Origin of the sequence: Pedobacter sp., assembly GCF_031119335.1 — a bacterium.
In the GTDB taxonomy this organism is placed as follows: Bacteria; Bacteroidota; Bacteroidia; order Sphingobacteriales; family Sphingobacteriaceae; genus Pedobacter.
In genome coordinates this window covers 56,283-78,055 of record NZ_JAVHXT010000014.1, presented here as the reverse complement: position 1 = coordinate 78,055, position 21,773 = coordinate 56,283, and the positions used below count along the sequence as shown (strand labels likewise).

The 21,773-nt window shown below is 38.3% G+C and carries 12 protein-coding genes and 1 pseudogene; 9 read left to right on the top strand and 4 right to left on the bottom strand.

What is annotated here, in order from left to right:
• The first annotated feature begins 13 nt into the window (after window positions 1-13).
• The gene (locus REI64_RS14655) at window positions 14-979 is read left to right on the top strand and encodes an acetyl-CoA carboxylase carboxyltransferase subunit alpha (protein WP_308850886.1); all 966 of its coding nucleotides are present in this window, start codon (window positions 14-16) and stop codon (window positions 977-979) included.
• Between the two features lie 764 nt (window positions 980-1,743).
• Here REI64_RS14655 and REI64_RS14650 read toward each other — a convergent pair.
• Window positions 1,744-4,866, bottom strand: coding sequence for a DUF2723 domain-containing protein (locus REI64_RS14650; protein WP_308850885.1), 3,123 nt, complete (start codon window positions 4,864-4,866; stop codon window positions 1,744-1,746).
• A gap of 403 nt (window positions 4,867-5,269) precedes the next feature.
• Between REI64_RS14650 and REI64_RS14645 the strand changes: the two genes are divergently transcribed.
• From REI64_RS14645 to pth, 3 genes are all read left to right on the top strand, one after another.
• Complete coding sequence (locus REI64_RS14645) at window positions 5,270-6,211, top strand: ribose-phosphate pyrophosphokinase (protein ID WP_308850884.1); 942 nt, start codon at window positions 5,270-5,272, stop codon at window positions 6,209-6,211.
• 131 nt (window positions 6,212-6,342) lie between these two features.
• Window positions 6,343-6,924: a 50S ribosomal protein L25/general stress protein Ctc gene (locus tag REI64_RS14640; protein WP_308850883.1), complete on the top strand. Its 582-nt coding sequence runs from the start codon at window positions 6,343-6,345 to the stop codon at window positions 6,922-6,924.
• Between the two features lie 127 nt (window positions 6,925-7,051).
• A complete protein-coding gene (gene pth / locus REI64_RS14635) occupies window positions 7,052-7,612 on the top strand; it encodes an aminoacyl-tRNA hydrolase (protein WP_308850882.1) in 561 nt (186 codons plus the stop codon).
• Here pth and REI64_RS14630 read toward each other — a convergent pair whose 3' ends face one another.
• Genes REI64_RS14630 through REI64_RS14620 form a run of 3 tightly spaced genes read right to left on the bottom strand, consistent with a single transcriptional unit; the run spans window position 7,613 to window position 13,536 of the window.
• Window positions 7,613-9,202, bottom strand: a complete 1,590-nt coding sequence (locus REI64_RS14630) for a response regulator (RefSeq protein WP_308850881.1) — start codon at window positions 9,200-9,202, stop codon at window positions 7,613-7,615.
• Window positions 9,203-9,213: 11 nt separating this feature from the next.
• Window positions 9,214-10,035, bottom strand: coding sequence for a protein-glutamate O-methyltransferase CheR (locus tag REI64_RS14625; RefSeq protein ID WP_308850880.1), 822 nt, complete (start codon window positions 10,033-10,035; stop codon window positions 9,214-9,216).
• Between the two features lie 12 nt (window positions 10,036-10,047).
• Window positions 10,048-13,536: a response regulator gene (locus REI64_RS14620; RefSeq protein ID WP_308850879.1), complete on the bottom strand. Its 3,489-nt coding sequence runs from the start codon at window positions 13,534-13,536 to the stop codon at window positions 10,048-10,050.
• Window positions 13,537-13,881: 345 nt separating this feature from the next.
• Here REI64_RS14620 and REI64_RS14615 point away from each other — a divergent pair, with 345 nt between their 5' ends.
• From REI64_RS14615 to REI64_RS14595, 5 genes and pseudogenes are all read left to right on the top strand, one after another.
• The gene (locus REI64_RS14615) at window positions 13,882-14,229 is read left to right on the top strand and encodes a Spx/MgsR family RNA polymerase-binding regulatory protein (RefSeq protein WP_308850878.1); all 348 of its coding nucleotides are present in this window, start codon (window positions 13,882-13,884) and stop codon (window positions 14,227-14,229) included.
• A gap of 63 nt (window positions 14,230-14,292) precedes the next feature.
• The gene (locus REI64_RS14610) at window positions 14,293-15,012 is read left to right on the top strand and encodes a hypothetical protein (protein WP_308850877.1); all 720 of its coding nucleotides are present in this window, start codon (window positions 14,293-14,295) and stop codon (window positions 15,010-15,012) included.
• Window positions 15,013-15,085: 73 nt separating this feature from the next.
• Complete coding sequence (locus REI64_RS14605) at window positions 15,086-17,056, top strand: M1 family metallopeptidase (protein ID WP_308850876.1); 1,971 nt, start codon at window positions 15,086-15,088, stop codon at window positions 17,054-17,056.
• A 901-nt stretch (window positions 17,057-17,957) separates the two neighbouring features.
• On the top strand, window positions 17,958-20,762 hold the full coding sequence (locus REI64_RS14600) for a TonB-dependent receptor (RefSeq protein ID WP_308850875.1): 2,805 nt from the start codon (window positions 17,958-17,960) through the stop codon (window positions 20,760-20,762).
• A gap of 371 nt (window positions 20,763-21,133) precedes the next feature.
• Window positions 21,134-21,773 (top strand): annotated as a pseudogene (locus REI64_RS14595) (hypothetical protein); the annotation flags it as partial.

Below are 21,773 nucleotides of genomic sequence, written 5' to 3'. Positions count from 1 at the left end.
TACAGCCCCAACTATGGAACAACTGAAAACATCTTTTGATTTTGAAAAGCCTTTATCAGATTTGTATCAACAAATTGAAAAGGTTAAGCAGATTGCCGATAAGACCAAGGTTGATATGTCGGCTACATTGGCAGAGCTAGAAGAAAAAGCAGAGCAGACCAGTCAGAACCTTTACAGCAACCTTACAGGTTGGCAAAAAGTTCAAATGTCTCGCCATGCAGAGCGCCCGCAAACCTTAGATTATATCAACTTCATCTGTGACGATTTTATTGAGCTTCACGGAGATAGGACTGTTAAAGACGATAAAGCTATCATCGGAGGTTTTGCAACTATCGATGGTCAAACCGTTATGATAATAGGTCACCAAAAAGGAAAAAATACGAAAGAGCGCCAGTTTCGCAATTTCGGTATGGCCAATCCAGAAGGTTACAGAAAAGCCTTACGTTTAATGCGTTTGGCAGAGAAGTTCAATAAGCCTGTAATTTCTTTTATCGATACCATGGGGGCTTACCCAGGTTTAGAAGCCGAAGAACGCGGACAAGGTGAGGCAATTGCACGTAACTTGCTAGAAATGTCGGTGCTTAAAGTGCCAATTCTTTGCTTTATTGTAGGCGAAGGCGCTTCAGGTGGTGCATTGGGTATCGGTATCGGCGATAAAGTGTATATGCTAGAGCATACTTGGTATTCGGTAATTTCTCCAGAATCTTGTTCTTCTATTTTATGGAGAAGCTGGGACTTCAAAGAAAAAGCAGCAGAGTGCCTAAAGCTTACTTCAGAAGATATGCACAAAAACCAATTAATTGATGGTGTGGTAAAAGAACCTCTTGGAGGTGCGCATCAAAACCCTGAAGAAATGGCTCAGACTTTAAAAGCTCAAATCTTAGACGATCTAAAAGCTTTAAAGAAAGTAGATTCAGAAAAATTGATCGCTAAAAGAATTGATAAATTCTGCTCAATGGGCGTAGTTAACGAAGGTTAATATTTAGAAAATATAACATATAGAAGCACAATCAGTAATGGTTGTGCTTTTTTGTTTACACACACTCCTCACAGGTTGGCGTCCCTTCCGTTTTTCGCATTGCAAGGAGGCACTACGAAGCAATCTCTCTTAACCTCAATTCGATTATTAAATAACGTGAGTTGGGATAAGAAAAATAAGTTTTTGGCTAGCGATAGCCCCTGAAATCTTCGTTCAGCTAATTTTCGGGCTCTTATTTTTCGGATTGCAGTAATAAGCCAAAGCACTTTCTTTGAAAGAAAAATAAGCAACCGGGAGTTTTTGTTACTTTTTGCGGTCAAAAAGTAAGAGCCTAGCGGCGGCGAGCGAAAAACTCGTTTAAACACCTAATATATAAGGTTGGTAGAATTGCTTAACCCGAACTCACGTTAAATAGGCTAAAACAGACCGTTAAAACTAGTCCCGAATTAATTTCGGGAGACGAACTACGAATATATCGTCACCCTGAATTTATTTCAAGGTCAGTTAGACTAAGGCACACAATATAGAGCTATAAATCAGTCAAATAATAGTCGAACTCACGTTTTTAGGAACTATTTCCTTCGCTAACGTACACTCTCTAGCGCAAGCATTAGCGTAGCGGTGCTTGTGTTAATAAACTTGTAATGGATGTCTCGAAACTCGACACGACAGGTATAAGGGTTCGCATCTGATTGATTCATCTTCGCAAAAAAAAGCCGTCCCGATTTAAATCGGGACGGCTGTGTAATAGATTATAAAATTGCTTACAAATTCATGAAGTCTGGAGGAAGTTCCCCAAAATATTGTGCAAAGTTACCGTAGGCAAATAGAGATTTAATTTGCGCTTCTAGATCTTTCGCCAATTTAGGTTGGTTGTGCTGCAAAGCTACCTTCGCCATTGGCATTAATCCGTAGAATAAACCAATTTGGATATTTCTGTCGCCTACCAATTTACCTTTGCTCTTGGTAACATCACCTAAGTAAGTGATCTCCTTGCCAACAAAATCAGCGTATTTTTTAATCAATGCATTTGCTTTTTCTGTTTCGCCTAAAAGGTATAAGTTCTGCGCCATTGTTGCCGCACCCATAGCAGCACGCATACCATAAATTTTCGATGGAATAACCTCATCATATCTCTTCATTACCTTTTTAGCATCTTCCAATCTTCCAGCTTTAATTAACGAAGTTGTTAGACTATTAAAGATGTTGTTGAAGATAGAGATATCATCAGCCGACTGAATATCTAAGTACTTAGCGTTTTTAATGTTGCCCCACTTAAACTTATTCATTACGTGGTCGTACATAGGGTCTAAGTTAATTGGTTGCTCTTCTTCTTCACCTCTTTTTGATGGATCGATAGGCAACAACCTCAACGCCAAACCTTCGCTGTATAAATATTTGTCTAAACCATTAAACTGCTCTGAAGGCACTGTGCTGGCAAAATAAATTGGACGCTTCCAGTTGTTATGCGCCAAAATATCTAGCATCGCTAAATTACCTTTGGTTACATAGCCTTTGTTAAAAGTCCACTCTACGGCAGGTACAATTTCTCCTGCACGACTTTCAGGTAAAGTCTTCGTAGCAATTACATCTTGCGGATTAACGGTCAACTTAAATTTCTTAGTAGGAATAAAGTTGGTCATAGAGCCATCTTGTAGCGGTAATTTGTCTTCCGAATCGTCAGATAACAATAAGTCTACAATTTGTTTAAGCTCAACAGGATCAGCAATGCCCATGTCTTTGTGGTACATTACATCCCTTATACCAGAAACATATTGTTTTTCTGTCATAGAGATTGGTAAAGCCTCCGATTCGTGAACCTTACGTTTCATTCCGTTGATATACCAATCTGTATCGAATAAACTTAGGTTTACCAATCTAATATCAGGTCTAATACCTTCAACTTCCTGCGCATACCACAACGGATAAGTATCGTTATCACCGTAAGTAAATAAAATGGCATTTGGTGCACAAGATTCCATGTAACTTATCGCAATATCACGAGCTAATGTTTTCTCAGAACGGTCGTGGTCATCCCAACCTTCTTTGGCCATTAATACTGGTGCAATTAATAATCCGATAACGCTAGCAGCAATAGCTCCAACTTTCGGGTCTAATTTTTTAAGCAGCCATTCCCTAATAGCGATAATGCCTAGCCCAATCCAAATGGCAAAGGCATAGAAAGATCCAACGTAAGCGTAATCTCTTTCTCTAGGTTCCATTGGCTTTTGATTTAGGTAAAGCACAATAGCTAATCCTGTAAAGAAGAATAACAAACCAACAATACCAGCATCTTTAGGATGGCGACCAAAATGCCAAACTGCACCGATAACGCCCAAAATTAACGGCAAGAAATAAAAACGGTTATACGAGTTACTTTCTTTAATAGTAGGAGGTAGGTTGCTTTGATCTCCGTACAACATTCCGTCAATTGGCTTAATACCACTTATCCATTGGCCTTCGTACAAACTGCCCTGACCTTGGTCTTCATTTTGGCGACCAGCAAAGTTCCACAAGAAATAACGCATGTACATAAAACCAACTTGATGACGCATGAAGAAACCTAAATTGTCGAAGAAGCTTGGGAAATGCTCATCGCTCATTCCCATCATGTCTTTATAGTAATCTACATGTCGTTGTTCATCACTGTACATACGAGGGAAAAGAACTTCGTGTTGTAACCTGCGAATACTGTCTGGAAAGGTTTCGTTTTCTCCGTAAATACGTTTTGATTTTGTTCCTGATACTTCATACTTCGTATCACCTTTACGATAGGTTTTACCAGTTTCTACATAGATCGGTGCAGAACCATCGTCTTTATATTTAGGAATTGAGTTGTAGTTAGGCCCTAACAATAATGGTCTGTCGCCATATTGCTCACGGTTAAGATAGCTTAAAAATGAGAAAGCATTATCAGGATCACTGTTATTCAGGTTTGGTTTTGCTTGCGCCCTAATGATAATCATGGCAAAAGAAGCGTAGCCAAAAATGATTAATACAGTAGATAACAAGGCTAAATTCAGTACTCTTTTTTGGTGTTTGATAGAATATCTGATACCCCAAACCAATCCGCCAATTAATAAGATGGCGAAGAACAATACGCCAGTACCGAAGCCCAAGCCTAAAGTGTTAACAAAGAAAAGATCGAAGTAGGCGCCGAAAGAAACTAAATATTGAATGATACCATATTGAATTACTGCTAGAATTAATATACCAACACCAAGTGTTTTGAAAATTCCAGAGGTGGTTGGTTGTTTCTCTTTTTTAAAGTAGTAAACAAATGCTATTGCTGGTATAGTAAGTAAGTTTAATAAGTGGATACCGATAGATAAGCCCATGATGTAGGCAATAAACAATAACCATCTATCTGCTTTTGGTTCATCCGCCACGGCTTCCCATTTTAAGATACCCCAAAATACAATTGCGGTAAATAATGATGAAAGCGCATAAACCTCTGCCTCAACAGCTGAGAACCAGAAACTATCTGAGTAAGTGTAAGCTAAAGAACCAACTACGCCTGCACCCATAATGGTGATTAAGTTTGCAGTAGAAATTTCTTCTCCTTTTTTAATGAGTACTTTCTTTGCTAATGCGGTAATAGTCCAAAATAAGAATAGGATGGTTGCACCACTCGCTACTGCAGAACCGAAGTTCATAAAGTAGGCAATTTTTGTTTTATCGCCCATAGCTAATAAAGAAAAGAAACGCTCTATCATTAAAAACAAAGGCGCTCCAGGCTGGTGCACCACCTGCATTTTATAAGCCGAAGCAATAAATTCGCCGCAGTCCCAGAAGCTTGCGGTTGGCTCTAACGTTAAAACATAAGTGGTTGTAGCAATTAAAAAACATGCCCAGCCAATAATATTGTTTATTTTCTTGTATTCCATATTTTGAATATGATGGTATTTAAAACCTATAGTTTGGTGCAATAAATGCTGCCGAAAATAAAAAAATAGATTGATATAGGAGTGAGTTAGGTGCCTTATTTAACAAAAAATAACTAAATCTCCCTGAGTGTCAGTGAGGCTAATAAATAAATTTAAAATATTTTGTGTAGTTATTTGCAAGTATCGAAAAAGTGCGTACATTTGCATTCCGTTTCGGCAAGACGCTTGAAAGAGTGTTCGAGAGAACGTTGAAATAGGAGATTGTCCGATAGTATAAGGGTAGTACGACAGTTTTTGGTACTGTTTGTCTTGGTTCGAATCCAGGTCGGACAACAAATCACTTCGGGTTGTGAATAAAACCGCAACCCGATTTTTTTTTAACAAGCATTGATATCCGCAAATCATGCCATTGCAATTTAACCCCGTTAAAATTTTTGCTGGAAGTGGAACCAAAGACCTCGCTAGCAAAATAGCCGAAGAATACGGCAAACCACTAGGTAATGTTACCCTAAGTAAATTTAGCGATGGCGAATTTCAGCCTTCTTTTGATGAATCGGTTAGAGGATGTGATGTTTTCCTAGTACAGTCTACGTACCAACCCAGTGATAATTTAATGGAACTTTTGTTAATGGTTGATGCCGCTCGTAGAGCATCTGCGCATTACATTACCGCTGTTGTTCCTTATTACGGTTTGGCTCGCCAAGATAGGAAAGACAAACCAAGGGTAGCAATAGGAGCTAAGTTGGTAGCAAACTTGTTAAAAGCGGCTGGCATACACCGTATCATGACCATGGATTTGCATGCGGCGCAAATTCAAGGTTTTTTTGATATTCCGGTAGATCATTTGGATGGGGCAGTAATTTTTGTGCCATACATTAAGAGCTTGGGTTTAGAGAATTTAACAATTGCTTCGCCAGATATGGGAGGTTCGTATAGAGCTAGAACGTTTGCGAAATTCTTCAATGCTGAGGTGGTAATTTGTGATAAACGTCGTAAACGTGCCAATGAAATCGAATCAATGTCGATTATTGGTGATGTTACCGGACAAGATATTGTGCTGATTGATGATATTTGCGATACGGCTGGAACTTTAGCGAAGGCTGCAGCGCTGATCATGGAAAACGGAGCGAAAAGTGTGAGGGCGGTTTGTACGCATCCAGTATTGTCTGGTAAAGCTTACGAAACAGTTGAAAACTCAATGTTGGAAGAGTTAATTGTAACGGATACTATTCCGTTGAGAAGAGAAAGCCCGAAAATTAAGCAGTTAAGTACCGCCAAATTGTTTGCTAAAGCTATTGCTAGCGTGAACGAATATGGCTCAATTAGCGAGCTTTTTAGAGTTTAGGTTAATTGTTGGAATTGGTTATTCGGTTAACTGATTTGAATACTAAGATAATAAAAGGTTAATTGTAGGACTGGTTATTCAGTTAACCGATTTAAACACTTAACCAGTTAAACAAATAAATAAATATAAATATGAAAACTATCGCTATTAGCGGTTCTACAAGAGAGAACGTAGGGAAACGCGATGCCAAAGAGCTTCGCTACGAAGGTAAGGTTCCCGCTGTATTGTACGGAGGTACTGAACAAGTACACTTTGCTGTTACAAGAACTGATTTAAATGATGCTATCTACTCTCCAGAAGCTAGCTTTGTTGAAATTACAGTTAACGGTAAAGCTGTAAAAGCTATCGTAAAAGATACTCAGTTTCATCCATTAACAGACTTATTATTACACGTTGATTTTCTTCAATTATTTGATGAAAAAGAAATCACTATGGAAATTCCAGTTAAATTAACCGGTACTTCTCCAGGTGTTAAAATGGGTGGTAAATTAGTTCAAAAATTACGTAAACTACGTGTTAAAGCATTGCCTAAAAACATGCCTCAAGTAGTTGAAGTAAGTATTGCTAAGTTAGAAGTAGGTAACTTATTCCGCGTTCGCGATTTGGAAAAAGGCGATTACTTTGTAACTAACACTCCTGAAGATACTATCGTTTCTGTTGCAATGTCTAGAGCGTTGAAACAAGCAGAAAACGAAGCTAAAGGTAAAAAATAGTCAGGATTTAAGGATTTCTTGATTTACAAGATAAAATGGCATTCCAAGATGGGATGCCATTTTGTTTTATACATAGTTCGCAATTTAAGTCTTTGGTCTTTTAGCTTAAGTCTTTTAACTTCGCAGCATGAAATTTCTGATTGTAGGCTTAGGAAATATTGGTGCTGAGTACGTTGGCACCAGACACAATATTGGTTTTGACATTGCAGACGAATTGGTTGCAGGATTTGAGGGCAGCTTTGAACATGGTCGATTGGCTTACCATGCGGAAGTATCTCACAAGGGCAAAAAGCTACATGTAATTAAGCCTACCACCTACATGAATTTAAGCGGAAAAGCAGTAAACTACTGGATGAAAGAGTTAAAGGTTGCTCCTGAAAACGTTTTGGTTTTAGTAGATGATTTGGCGCTGCCACTAGGCAAACTGCGTATGAAATTACAGGGCAGTAGCGCTGGCCATAATGGTTTAAAAAGCATAGAAGAGCTTTGTGGTGGGCAAAACTACGCTCGTTTGCGTTTTGGTATTGGCAATGATTTTCCGAAAGGTAGACAAGCAGAATTTGTGCTTGGTCAGTTCGATAAAAATGAGAAAAAAGAACTGCCCATATTAATTAATAGGGCAGTAAGTATGATTAAAAGTTTTGCAACCATTGGCGCTGCGCAAACTATGACTTTATTTAATAAGTAGCTATTTTCTCAAAAGCCTGCTAATTTTTTCGTGTAGTATGTCTATTTTAAATGGCTTACCTATGATATCGTCGGCACCTACTTCTTTAGCTGTTTCTTTGTCTTGCTCTAGTACTCCGGCAGAAAACGAAATAATTGGCAGTTTTTCCTTTCCAGGAATATAACCAGTTCTAATTTTTTTGATCGCTTCTAAACCGTTCATTACCGGCATATAGGTATCCATTAGTACTAAATCAAAGTTTTCTCTTTCTAATGCTTCTAAGGCTGCAGCACCGTTGGTTACTACTGTGGTTTGCACCTTCCAGTCGTTTAGTATCTTTACAATTAAGAAAACATTGATAGAGTTGTCTTCTGCAACTAAAATCTTGATACCATCTAATGTAGGTAATGTCGAATGTGCTTTAATAAGTTTTTCTTCAACCTTTTTATCTACTGTTTTGTACCATTTCGTAAAAGAAAACACGCTTCCCTTGCCAAGTTCACTTTGTACATCTAATTCGCCGCCTTTAAGTTCTGCCAGCTTTTTAACGATGGATAAGCCTAAACCAGTGCCACCATAAACCCTAGTGTGTACATTTTCTACCTGTTCAAAAGATTGAAAAATAGACTGGATGTTTTCTTTGGAAATGCCAATGCCAGTGTCTATAACCGAGAATTTTAGTAAAGATGTATTTGGTTTTTCATCTAACACTTCGAGTTTAAATATGACTTCGCCTTCGTTGGTGAACTTAATAGCGTTACCCAATAAATTCATGAAAATTTGGTTAAGACGAAGCGAATCTGCCATGATGTGTCTTGGTAGTTTTTCGTCGATATCCAATTTTAAAGCAATGTTTTTCTCTATTGCTTTAACATTAAGTAGGTTGGTAGCTTGTTTTGCTAAGTCTTTAATGTCGGTTTCTGCAAAGGCAATAGTATACTTGCCAGCTTCAATCTTCGAGAGATCGAGAATATCGTTAATTACACCTAGTAAAGAGTTAGACGAAACATCCAGCAGGCCAATTATTTCAGCTTGATTTTCTGTAAGTTGTTCTTTCTGGAGCAAGTGCACCAAGCCAATAATACCATTAATAGGTGTGCGTATTTCGTGGCTCATATTAGCCATGAAGTTTTCTTTGGCTCTTTTGCCCAGTTCAGCTTCTTCCTTGGCCTTAATTAAATCTGTTTGTATCTTTTCTAGTTGCTGGTTTTTGGCTTTAATTTCCTTTTGGGTTTTTACCAATTGGATAAAAGAATCTACCTTGGCTGATGTGATGTATGGATCTAAAGGTTTGTAAAGATAGTCTACAGCACCAGCACTTAATCCTTTTATGGCGTACTTGGTCTCGGTAGAAATAGCAGTTACAAAAATGATCAAAATGTCTTGAGTGCGGGTGTTGTTTTTTAGAATTTCAACTAGCTCAAAGCCATTCATTTCGGGCATTTGTACGTCTACAAGCGCAATAGCGATGTCTTTCTCCCAACAAATGCGGAGTGCTTCATTAGGAGATGTTGTAGTGATAATATTAATATCATTCCTGTTTAAAAGGGCTTCTAAAGCAATAATGTTTTCTTGCTTATCGTCTACTATTAAAAGGTTGATTTTATTCATTGAATGGAAAGTTAATTAATTTTTTGGTAAATGTTGTTCTTCTTGTCTACTGCTTTAAATTTCTTGGCCAAAAGTGGGTCGCGAATGGTTTCTTTACCCCCCAAGCATAAGAACCCGAAATTGGCAAGGCTTTCGTAGAAAAGGTTGATGACGTTTTTTTGTAATTCGGGATTAAAATAAATCAGCACGTTTCTACAGGAAATTACTTGAAACTCGTTAAAAGGGCCGTCTGATACTAAATTGTGCATAGAAAATAACACATTCTTTTTCAAATGTCTTGAAATAGAGGCGGCATCGTATTGCGCAACATAGTGGTTTGCTAATGATTTTCCCCCTCCCAAAGCAAGATAATTTTCGGAGTAGTGTTTCATTTTCTGCAAGTCGTAGATGCCTTCTTTTGCTGTTTCGAGCACTTTGTGGTTAACATCTGTTCCGTAAAAAAAGCTTCTGTTGTACAATCCTTGTTCTTCAAATAGTATGGCAAACGAATATAGTTCTTCACCTGTAGAGCAACCTGCGTTCCAAACTTTAATATGCGGAAAAGAGCTTAGGTAGGGAAGTACGTTTTCTTTCAAAGATTTGAAGAACTTTGGATCGCGAAACATCTCTGTCACATTCACCGTAATTTCGTTAATGAAATAGTGAAAGAAGTCTTCATTATTGGTAAGTGTGCTTTTTAAGTCGAAAAAATCTAATCGTTTAAGCAACATAATTCTATTGAGACGTCTTTTTAGCGACGCTCTAGAATAGCCATCAAAATCGAAATCGTATATGTTTTTAGTAACGAAAATAATCTCCTCTACTTGCTCATCAGTAATCATGTCTTTCATCATTTTCTATACCCGCTAACTTAACCAAACCCTTAGCATAGACAACAACTTATCAATATCAACGGGTTTTGAGATATAGTCGCTGGCACCTGCGGCAATGCATTTCTCACGATCGGCTTTCATTGCTTTTGCGGTTAATGCTATAATAGGCAGGTTAGCTAAATGTCTTTGCGATCTTATCTTTTTCATTGCTTCATAGCCATCCATTTCAGGCATCATGATATCCATCAATACCAAATCAATTTCTGTATGTTCCGAGAGTTTTTCTAGTGCTTCTACACCATTATTGGCAATAATTACGTTTATTTTATAGTCTTGCAAAGCCGATGAAAGTGCGAAGATATTACGCATGTCATCATCAGTAATTAAAATGGTTTTATTCTCTAATGCTTTTTCAATGGTTGGCGCATAGTTTTTAGGTGCTTTGGCTACTGTAGCAACTTCATCCTTTTTAGGTGTTTCTGCCTGCAATTTGTTCATGAACAAGCTAACTTCGTCTAAAAGTCTGTCGTTAGATTTGTTGCTTTTTAATACCATAGCCTGCGAATAACGCATAATATGAGCCATTTTGTCTTTGTCTAGCTCCATCGCAGTGTTAATAATAACTGGGATGTCTTTGGTGTCTTCGTTAGTTTTAATTTCGTCTAACAGATCAAAACCAGAAATATCAGGTAATTTAAGGTCTAGGATGATGCAATCGAAAATCCCTTCTTCCAACATTTGTCTGGCTTCTGCACCGGTATAAGCTTGCGAAACTTTTGCGCCTTTTTTAATCAATTGCTCGGTAAGCTCATTGCTTTGTAGTATCTGATCTTCTACAATAAGTACATTATTAAAATTATAGATATATTGATTAGATAGCAACTCAAAAGCGTGGTCTAGCTTTTCTTTTTCTACTGGTTTTTTAAGGAAACCAATGGCACCTTCTTTTTTCGCCTTGCCCGCTTTTTCTTCGCCGGCCGACATCATGTGGATAGGGATGTGTTTTGTGGTTGGCTCTGCTTTCAGTTTTTTTAGGATAGCCCATCCATCCATTACCGGAAGCATTACATCGAGTACAATGGCATCTGGCAATTCGGACAAAGCTAATTCCAAGCCCGTATCTCCCCGATGGGCTAAAATAGGTTCGAAGCCTTTTTCTATGGCATAGGCTTTTAAGATCTCCGCAAAATTTTCATCATCCTCAATAATTAACAATCTATTGCCATCTCCTCTAGCTTTAAACGCTTGTTGGCTATTTAAAACCACTGGCGTAGGCGTAGCTTGTGATACAACCATTGGTTTTTCTACTTCCGGTTCTTTCATCTCTACCGGTACGCCAAGTTCTTGTGGTATAATTAAAGTAAAAGTACTACCAAAGCCTACTTCACTTTTTAGCTGAATTTCGCCACCAAGTAAGTTGGCAAGTTCTCGGCTAATGGATAAACCTAGTCCCGTGCCGCCATACTTTCTGCTGGTAGATCCATCTTCTTGCTGAAAAGCTTCGAAAATAACCTGTTGTTTATCTAAAGGAATACCAATTCCACTGTCTGAAACAGCAAAGTAAATCAGCTTGTCTTGGGTGGTTAGCGACGAGTTATATTTGATGTCTTCTTTTTGAGCTAAGCCTATTTCTACTGTCACATTTCCGCCCTTGCGTGTAAATTTAAATGCGTTAGAAAGTAAGTTTTTGATAATTTGTTCTACCCTCGCTTGGTCGGTAACAATGCTGGTGGGTATTTGGTCTTTCAGCTTAAATTCAAAATTGATTTCTTTCTGTTTGGCTACTTCATTAAATAAAGATTCTACCTGAGCTTTTATAGATGAAGGCTTTACTTGTTCAATAATCAGATCAACTTTTCCAGATTCTATTTTTGAAAGATCCAGGATATCATTAATCAAAGCCAACAAATCTGAACCAGCATTATGTATAACCCCCGCGTATTTAATTTGTTCATCAGACAGATTATTGAGCTTGTTGTCCTTTAATATTCTGGCTAAAATCAGGATGCTATTTAATGGTGTGCGTAGCTCGTGGCTCATGTTAGCCAAAAATTCTGATTTATATTTACTACTTAAAGAAAGTTCTTCTGCCTTTAAGCTAATTGCTTCTTTCGCTTGATTAATAGAGGCGTTTTTTTCTTCTAATAGTTGCGCTTTTTCTTCCAGTTCTGAATTAGCTTGTTGTAATTCTTCTTGCTGTACCCTCAGTTCTTCTTCCGAAGCTTGTAATTCTTCGGTTTTGTGCATCAAGTCTTCGTTGGTAACGCGTAGTTCTTCCTGTTGTGCAGTAAGTTCTTCTGCCTGTTGTTGGGTTTTCTCAAACAACTCTTGCAACTTAACTTTAGCCACCATACTGTTTACAGCAATTCCAATATCTTTTGCTACCAGCTCCAAAAAAGATAGATGGTTTTGTGATGGTTCAGAAGTGAGTCCTATTTCTAAAACGGCAATGGTCTGCTCTTCGAATAAAACGGGCAAACATAGGATGTGAGTTGGTGTCACATTTCCTAAAGCAGAGCTGATTTTAAGATAGCCTTCTGGAACGGGACTGAAAATTTTCACCTTTTTTTCCAATGCCGCTTGGCCAGCTAAACCCTCTCCAAACTTGTATTTTCTATCATCTAAAACTTCGTTTATAGCGTAAGTTCCCCTAACTCTTAAAGTTTGTTGGCTTCTATTTACCAAGTGAAATACGCCAACAGGATAGTCGAGCAAGTTACATATTTTGGTGATGATGTTGTCCGCCAACTGATCCATTCCAAAATCACCACGCATTACATCGTTTACTTGTGCTTCGCTACTCAACACCCAATTATGGTATTCGTTTTTCGCAGAAAGTTTTTCTAACTCGGTGTTGGTAGTTAAAATTTGTTTTTGCGTTTCTCTTTGCTGGTCAAAAGTTTGGCGAATGTATTTGAGTAAAAACAGAATTAAAGCAAAAATTAACAGCGAACTACCAATGATAACAACAATGGTTCTATTGCTTCTACTAGTAACAACTTCTTGCCTTTCATTCAATAGCTTATATTCTAGAGTAATCAGTTCATCAGAAAAGGCTAAAAACTTTATTTTGTCAAGTCTGCCTCTGTCGGTTAGAAACTGTTGCTTGGCACCAACAAAATTTCCAGCACTTCCTTTAGCTGCAATTTGTTTCAACTCCGTAACTTTAGCTATTGCATAAAACCTAATGCTGTCTATTTTTTGTAGCTGTTTAGGATTATCTTCTACCATATCAGCCAATTGCTCTACCATCGGTAAAATAGCGTTGATGTTTTCGTCGTAAGGTTCGCGATAATCTGCTCTTTCTGTTAAAATATAGCCTCTCAAAGATGCTTCAGAATGTAACAATCTTATTTCTAACCGTTCCGCCATTTTAGCTACATCATGCGTATGTGCTACCCATTTATAGCTATCATTTAGCGAATTGATACTTAGGTAGGAAGCTATTGCAGAGATTAAGACAAAAGTTAATGAGACCGCAAATCCGGTAAGTAATTGCTGCTTAAAAGATAGTTTGAGCATAAGAACCCTATTGATGTGATATAAAGGTAGCTAAGATACACATTAGGGAAATAAGAAGGGAACTAAAAGTATCAGCTACTAGGGAAATTGCTTTTGAAAACAATTTTGGCTAAAGCCTTGTTTGTTTCCCTAAATATCCGCCCCATAAATGGGACGGCAATGAAACGGCATAAAGGAAATTCATTGCCGTTTGGCTTCAGCCAACGGACAGTATAAAAGGTTACAATATGGCTTTAGCCAAATCTTTTTGATTTTTAAAAGCGATTTACCTATATCAGCTAATAACTGGTTTATTTAAAGTGCTTAGTTTTATTAACTTTAGCGCTTCAAAAGAAATTAAAAACAATGAAACTATACGGCATTCCCAATTGTAATACAGTAAAGAAAGCGCAAGACTGGTTAAAGAATAATGGCAGCGAATATGAATTTCACGATTTTAAGAAAAAAGGAATTACTGCCGAAAAATTAACCGAATGGTTTAACACTTTTGGCTGGGAGAAGGTGATTAACAAAGCGGGTTTAACCTTTAAGAAGTTGACAAAGGAAGAACAGGCAAAAATTAATACACCCGATGCCGTAATTGAATATTTGTTAGCCAACACAAGTGCCATTAAAAGACCAATTGTAGAAAAAGATGGTAAAGCGATTTTGCTGGGCTTTAAGGAAGAGGAATATCAAGCTTTGCTAAAGTAGTAATAGGCTTGTTAAATTTTGTTAAACGGGTTACGCAAAGCGTAAAGTAACTTACATTTGATGATGCTGAAGAAACTATATTTATTTATTTTTTTGTTATTGCCCTGTGCTGCAATGGCTCAAGAGACTTATGTTACCGGAAATGTTTTTGATAACGAACAACGTGGTACTGCCCTACAAGGTGTTTCGGTAAGAAATTTAACTTCTAAAGCGGTAGTGCTAACCGATAAAGACGGACGTTATGCCATACAAGCAAAAAAGGGAGATCTTATATCTTACGCTTCTATGGGCTATCAAACCGATACTGTTTACTTGGTAAATTTATTTCCCAAGAATATCTATTTGAGATTGGCAGTGAATACCCTGAACACGGTAGATGTTACCACCGTAAAGATTTCTCCGTATTTGGATACTAAAGACCCAGATGCAGTAGCAGCTAAAAGGGTAGATGCTTCGAAAGAAAAGGGAGGGCTGCGTTTAAACTTAGGTTATGGCAAATGGCGTAAGCAACAGGCAAAAGAGCGTGAGCTCGAAGAAGCAGCAGATATTAATGAAGAAATTTCCAAAAACTTTAATAAAACGGTTATCCAGAAACTGGTAAACTACAAAGAAAAGGATTTGGATGATTACATTGGCTTGTACCGCCCAACGGTAGAACAAGTAAAGGCAGACACACCTTTTGACTATACTTATTACATTGCAACCACTTTTAATGAGTGGAAAAAACTACCTGCCGATGCTCGCAAGCTACCTGCTTTACCAAAATTGAAAGGTAAACCCTAGTCATTGGTAATATTCATGTGCCAAAATTGAAAATTGCTATTTTCCATTTACCTTAGCAACAAAATAATTAAACATGCAAAAAACCTTATTGAAATCATTTGCGGTTGCAATAACCGTATTATTTGGACAATTGAGTTTTGCTCAAGATAAGCTAGTTTCTAAATATGTACCAGAAGAAGCTTTCAGTCCACTTTTTTATACCCAAAATGGAAACGAATATCGCTCTGCGAGTGGTGCTCCAGGTCCTAAATATTGGCAAAACCGTGTAGATTACAACATCAGCGCCACGCTAGATGAAGCTACCAGTAAAGTTAAAGCTACCATTACTATCACCTACAAAAATAATAGTCCAGAGAAATTGCCTTATTTGTGGTTGCAGTTAGATCAAAACTCATTTAAAGAAGGTTCTCGTGGTTTGTCTATTACACCAGCTAAAAGTAGATATGGTGCGCAGGGCGAAAACTTCAGCGGTGGCTACGAAATTACCAACCTGTCTGTTTCTCAAAAAGCAAAAACTGTCAAATTTACTTCTTTGGTAGAAGATACACGTATGCAAATCCGCCTAGAACAACCAATGGCTGCAAATGGCGATGTAGCAGTAATCAAAATGGACTATACCTATCAAATCCCTGTGTTGGGCTCAGATAGAACAGGCCATTTAACCACTAAAAATGGAGAAATCTTCGCGGTAGCACAATGGTTTCCACGTATGAGCGTATATGATGACGTTTTAGGATGGAACACTTTGCCTTATTGGGGTGCTGGTGAGTTCTATTGCGAATTTGGTGACATCACTTTCGATGTAACTGTGCCTGCAAACCACATTGTAATGGGTTCTGGAGAGTTATTAAACCCACAAGAAGTATTTACGGCAACACAACTACAACGCTGGAATGAAGCTAAAAACAGCGATAAAACGGTTCACATCAGGTCTGAAGCTGAAGTAACAGATCCAAAATCTCGCCCTGCAAAAGATAAATTGACTTGGAAATTCAAAATGCTTAATACCCGCGATGCAGCTTGGTCGTCATCAAAAGCCTTTGTTTTAGATGCCGCACGTATCAACTTGCCTAGCGGTAAAAAATCGTTGGCGGTTTCTGCACATCCGGTAGAGAGTAATGGCAACGATGGTTATGGTAGAGCGGTAGAGTACGTAAAAGCTTCTATAGAGCATTACTCAAAAATGTGGTTAGAATATCCATACCCAATGGCGGTGAACGTAGCCACAAATATTGGCGGTATGGAGTATCCAGGTATTGTGTTTTGCGGTTGGAAAGCTAAAAAAGGCGATGCTTGGGGCGTAATTGACCACGAGTTTGGCCACATTTGGTTCCCAATGATTGTGGGATCTAACGAACGTAAATTCGGTTGGATGGACGAAGGTTTCAACACTTTCATCAACGATTTATCGAGTACAGAATTTAACAACGGCGAGTACAAACCACGCAAAATGAATATGCACGCCATCGGTAAACAAGTTATTGGTAATCCAAAATTCGAAAACATGATGTTAATGCCCGATGGTATGGCTGAAGCTAACATAGGTATCAACTTGTATTACAAACCTAGTTGGGCACTCCACATCCTAAGAGATCAAATTTTGGGTAAAGACAGGTTTGATTACGCCTTCCGCCAGTATATCAACAACTGGGCTTACAAACACCCAACACCTAATGATTTCTTCCGTACTATGGAAAATGCAGCTGGCGAAGATTTGAGCTGGTTCTGGAAAAGTTGGTTCTTGAACAACTGGAAAATGGATCAAGGTATTTCTGAAGTTAAAGAGCTTAAAAATAATGGTGCTATCACGGCTTATAACATCAAAGTTGATAATTTAGATAAAATGCCAATGCCAATCATTTTAGGTATTAAAACCAAAAGTGGCAAAACAGATTTAGTTAAAGTTGCTGCCGATGTTTGGATGAAAAATACCAGCTGGGTGGTGCGTTACCCAACTACAGAAGAAGTGGTAGAGGTGGTGCTAGATCCGCAACAAACATTGCCAGATAGCAATGCTGACAATAACAAATGGACAGGTAACTAATAACCATCCTAAGCACATATCAATCCCGTAAGTTAACCCTTGCGGGTTTTTTTGTTTTAGAAGAGCTTGTTCGCTGCATCTATCTCAAACCCGCCCTGCTTTCCGCTTTATTTGCCCATTGCATGGGCTGCATGCACGCTACAATCAGGTCTAATTAACATAAGTTTGTGCGGGAATTATCCCCTCAAATTGTACTACGTTGAACATGACATTGCCGTCTACTTCAAATATTTCTCGACTTTGCATTGCCTCGCAGAGGCATACTTTTGGTAGCGTAATCATCCAATCGACATAAGCTCCGTAGGAGTGGCCTTTCTTGTAATGTTATGTTTTTTATAAGGTCGCTCCTACGGAGCTTTAGCAGAAGGCAGTAGTTTGTTACCAATAGGTCGCCTCTACGAGGCTTTTACTATATCAACTAGAATTCTGGCAGTTGTGTGTTTATCATCATAAGTGTTCGGAAGATTAAAAATTAACCACAAAGACACAAAGGAACACAAAGATTTTTGTATCATTTGAACCTTAAAGCCCTTATTTCTATTTGTGGTATGTAAGAATTAAATGCTTTAAATTCTTCCGAACACTTACGGTGTTCTCTCAACCTATAACTAAATCATCGCTTTTGATGTTTCTCGACTTTGCATTGCCTCGTAGAGGCATACTTTTGGTAGGGTAATGATCCAATCAATACAAGCTCCGTAGGAGCGACCTTTTCTGCGCATCTAATCAATGAAACCTATTGTTAATTCACCATCATATCCCAACCAAATTTCCACTAGCATCACACTTAGAAAAATATTTATAAAATTTTTCAGAAAAAGTGTCACATTCCAAATCGCCTTGCGTCTTATGAATTGTAGGTCTTAAAATCCGAGCCTGCACAAAACCAAAAAAGACATAAATGAAAACAAAACTATTTCTGATCATCTGCTGCCTATTAACTACGAAGACTTTCGCACAAAGCCGCTTGTCTGGTAAATTACAAGCCGAAACCAATAAGGAAGCTGTGGCTTATGCTGCCGTACTATTAACCGAACAGGCAGATTCGAGCAAGAGAACAGGTGCATTAACCAGTTTTAACGGAGAATTTTCATTTAAAGATCTAAAGAATGGAAAATACAACCTTAAAATTTCAGCCTTAGGTTATAAATCTATTTTAAAACCAATAGAAGTAACTGGAAACTTAGAATTGGGAACTTTGCAAATGCAGGAAGATGCGTTGAAACTTAAAGAAGTAAACGTAACGGGTCAGCAGGCCAATGTTAAAATAAAGCCCGACACAATAGAATACAATGCTGGAGCTTTTAAAACCCAACCAAACGCAGCCGTAGAAGAATTGTTGAAGAAACTTCCCGGGGTAGAGGTAGACCGAGATGGAAATATTTTGGTGCAGGGACAAAAAGTTTCAAGATTAACTGTTGATGGAAAAGATTTTTTCGGTACTGACCCCAAAACTGCAACCAAGAATTTACCAGCAGATGCTATTGCAAAAGTACAAGTGATAGACAGTAAAACACTGGAGGCAAAAGCCACAGGTATAGATGATGGCCAACGTGAAAAAGTATTGAACTTAACCATTAAAGAAGATAAAAAACGTGGATGGTTTGGTAATGCGAACTTAGCAAGTGGCACAACCGATCGTTACAACAGCTATTTGAGTGCAAATCATTTCAATAAAAATCTACAGTTTGCAATTTTGGGTATGAGCAATAACCTTAGCAATGCCAGCTTCCAGTTCGAAGATTTAAACAGCTTTACCGGCGGAAACATCGGGAACATTTTTGCACCACCAGCTGGAGGCAGCTTCTCTATCAACGTAAATAACGGACGCACCACCATTGGCGGTTCTGGTGTGTTCGATAATAATGCGATAGGAGAGGTCACCACCCATAGCGGCGGCCTAAACTACAGCAATAGCTGGGGCAAAAATAATAAACTGGCCATTAGCAGCAGCTACTTCACATATTTTTCAAATGGTATCGGTAATCGCTTATCAACTATTCAGGATATCAATAGTAATGATGTGCTAAGAACATCGGAGCTTTCTATACGAAATTCTGACAACCAGGCACACCGCTTTAATTTCAAGGCAGAGTACCATCCAGATTCTTTAACCGATATCACGTTCAGACCAAACATCATCCTTAACTACACCAGAAATATCAACGATCGTAGGTTTAATTCTGCATTCGATGCGGCTGGCAAAACTAACGATGGAACGCAATATTTCGATCAGAAAAATACCACTCCGGCACTCTTTGGCGAATTTGCGGCATTACGTCGTTTAAAAAATGGCTCGGTTTCCTTAAGGTTAAATGGTACACAGAATACCTACAACGCAAATTGGACCAATAACTCATTGATCAACAAATATGAGAATGCTACTGCCGATCAAGATCTGATTAATCAGCAAGCTCAACAAGAAAATGTTTCAAGATCATACACCCTTAATTTAAACTACATGCGCCAACTGAACAAGAAGTGGAGCGCCAATGTTGGATATCTCTATAACCAAAGTAGGGTAGATGCAGAACAACTTACATTCGATTACAATACAATTACAGATAGGTATGAAACCATAGTGTCCGATTTTTCAAATTCGCTCGATAATAGGAATTGGCAGCAAAGTGCCAGATTTGGTTTTATCCACACCCGCAGTCAATGGACTTATAACTTTGGCTTTGGCCTACAAGAAACTGGTTTAGACGCTACTGCATTCAATAGTTCAGGAGCAAGTATCAACCAATTAGACAAAAAATACTACAATATTTTACCGCGACTAACTATCAATTTTAAGAATAAAGCTAATCATACGATACAGTTAAACTATAACTCTTCGGTTAACCTACCATCGGTTAACGACCTGCAACCGGTACAAAACAATAACAACCCATTGTATCAAAGAATAGGAAATCCAGCTTTGGAAGCTACTAAAAATCACCGTATGGCAATTAATTTCAATACGTTTAGTGCAGATAACAACAAGTACTGGAATGGCTATTTCCTAATCAACTATTCGATTGATGCCATCGGTAATAGCGTAAATTATGTAAATGGCGTTCAGCATGTACAGCCAGTTAATGTAGATGGCAATTACTTCATCAATACGGGTACCTTCTTCGGTCAGCCAACAAAAATTAAAGGGCTAAGAATGGGTTATGGCGTTAACTTCTTTACATCACACCTATCTTCATATATTAACGCCCAGAAAAATGTGACCGATAGATACAACATTGGCCCGAATGCTAATTTTAGCTACGATATAGATAATAAGTTAAACGCTGGTGTTTATTTGGGTGTGCAATACAGTATGGTAAATAATTCTCAGCCCGCAGCTATTGATAACAAGTATTTCAGCTTTTGGAACAATGCAAGTGTAAGTTGGGAGTTTGTTAAAAATATGCGTATCACCACAGAGTTACAGCATAACGGTACTGCAGGTAGGGCCGATGGATTTAACAATAATATATTCCTGCTAAACGCCGGTTTGGAACAGTACCTTATGAAACGTAGAATTACATTAGCAGTCAAAGGGTTCGATATCTTAAATCAGAATACTAACATAGATAGAACTGTAAATGCAAGTAGGATGGAAGATGTACGTTTCAATACCATTAACCGCTATTTTTATTTCTCATTGAATTATAAGATATCTAAAGCTGGGGCTACAAATACCAGATCTAATCCGAGAAATACAGTAGGTTAGTTTTTTATCTTAGCTGTAATCGTTAGCAAGGTGCGGAAACTAAATTTCCGCACCTTTTTGTTGCCAGATGGAAAATTTCGTAAACTGAAAAGAAAGATACAACAACTAAAAATAGCGTAACATATTGTTTGTACTCCTTTTGGTTGTATTAATTATTTGATTTATAAGTGTTTGAGTTTGTATAATGAGGAGAGTGTTACGCTAACTGGGTAAAAACAACAACAACGAAATGGTGGTGTTTATATTGTTCTTAACGTAAATATAAGGTTTTTAGTTGTTTTATGGTGCTTTTTTAATGTGGGCATAAAAATTGGCTATTGAGGTACAAGTACGTTGTGCGTTTGCAAACATACATTTTACCACATCAACCTATGAAAAACATTTTAAGAAGCATTACGCTTTGCGTATTGTTATGCGCATGTGTGCAGTCTGTTAATGCACAAGTAAAGATTGGCGATAACCCTACAACTATTAACAAAGCCTCAATTCTGGAGTTAGAAAGCAGTAACAAGGGATTGTTGTTCCCAAGGGTAAACCTTACCAATACCACCACATGGGGTTTGGCGACAGGAAGCACACCGGTAGCGGGAATGATGGTTTATAATATCAAAACTATTGCTACAGGTTTTAGCGGTACAGCAGCTTACCCTGCACATACACCAGATGGTACTGGAGTTTATTATTGGGACGGTACTGGGTGGGTATCTTTGAGAGGTTTAAAAGGAGATACTGGAGCCGTTGGTCAACAAGGGGTGGCTGGTGCTACTGGTACTCAAGGACCAATTGGTGCCACAGGTACTGCTGGTAAAGGTATTACTTCTACTATATATAATCCGGCAACAGGTATAGTTACCATAACATTTACCGATGGCACTAGCTCGATGACAGGTGATCTTCGTGGTGCAGCTGGAGCTACAGGTGCAACTGGCCCACAGGGTATTCAGGGTGCAACAGGCGCTGATGGTGCGGTTGGGGCTACGGGTGCCACTGGCCCACAGGGCGCCACAGGTG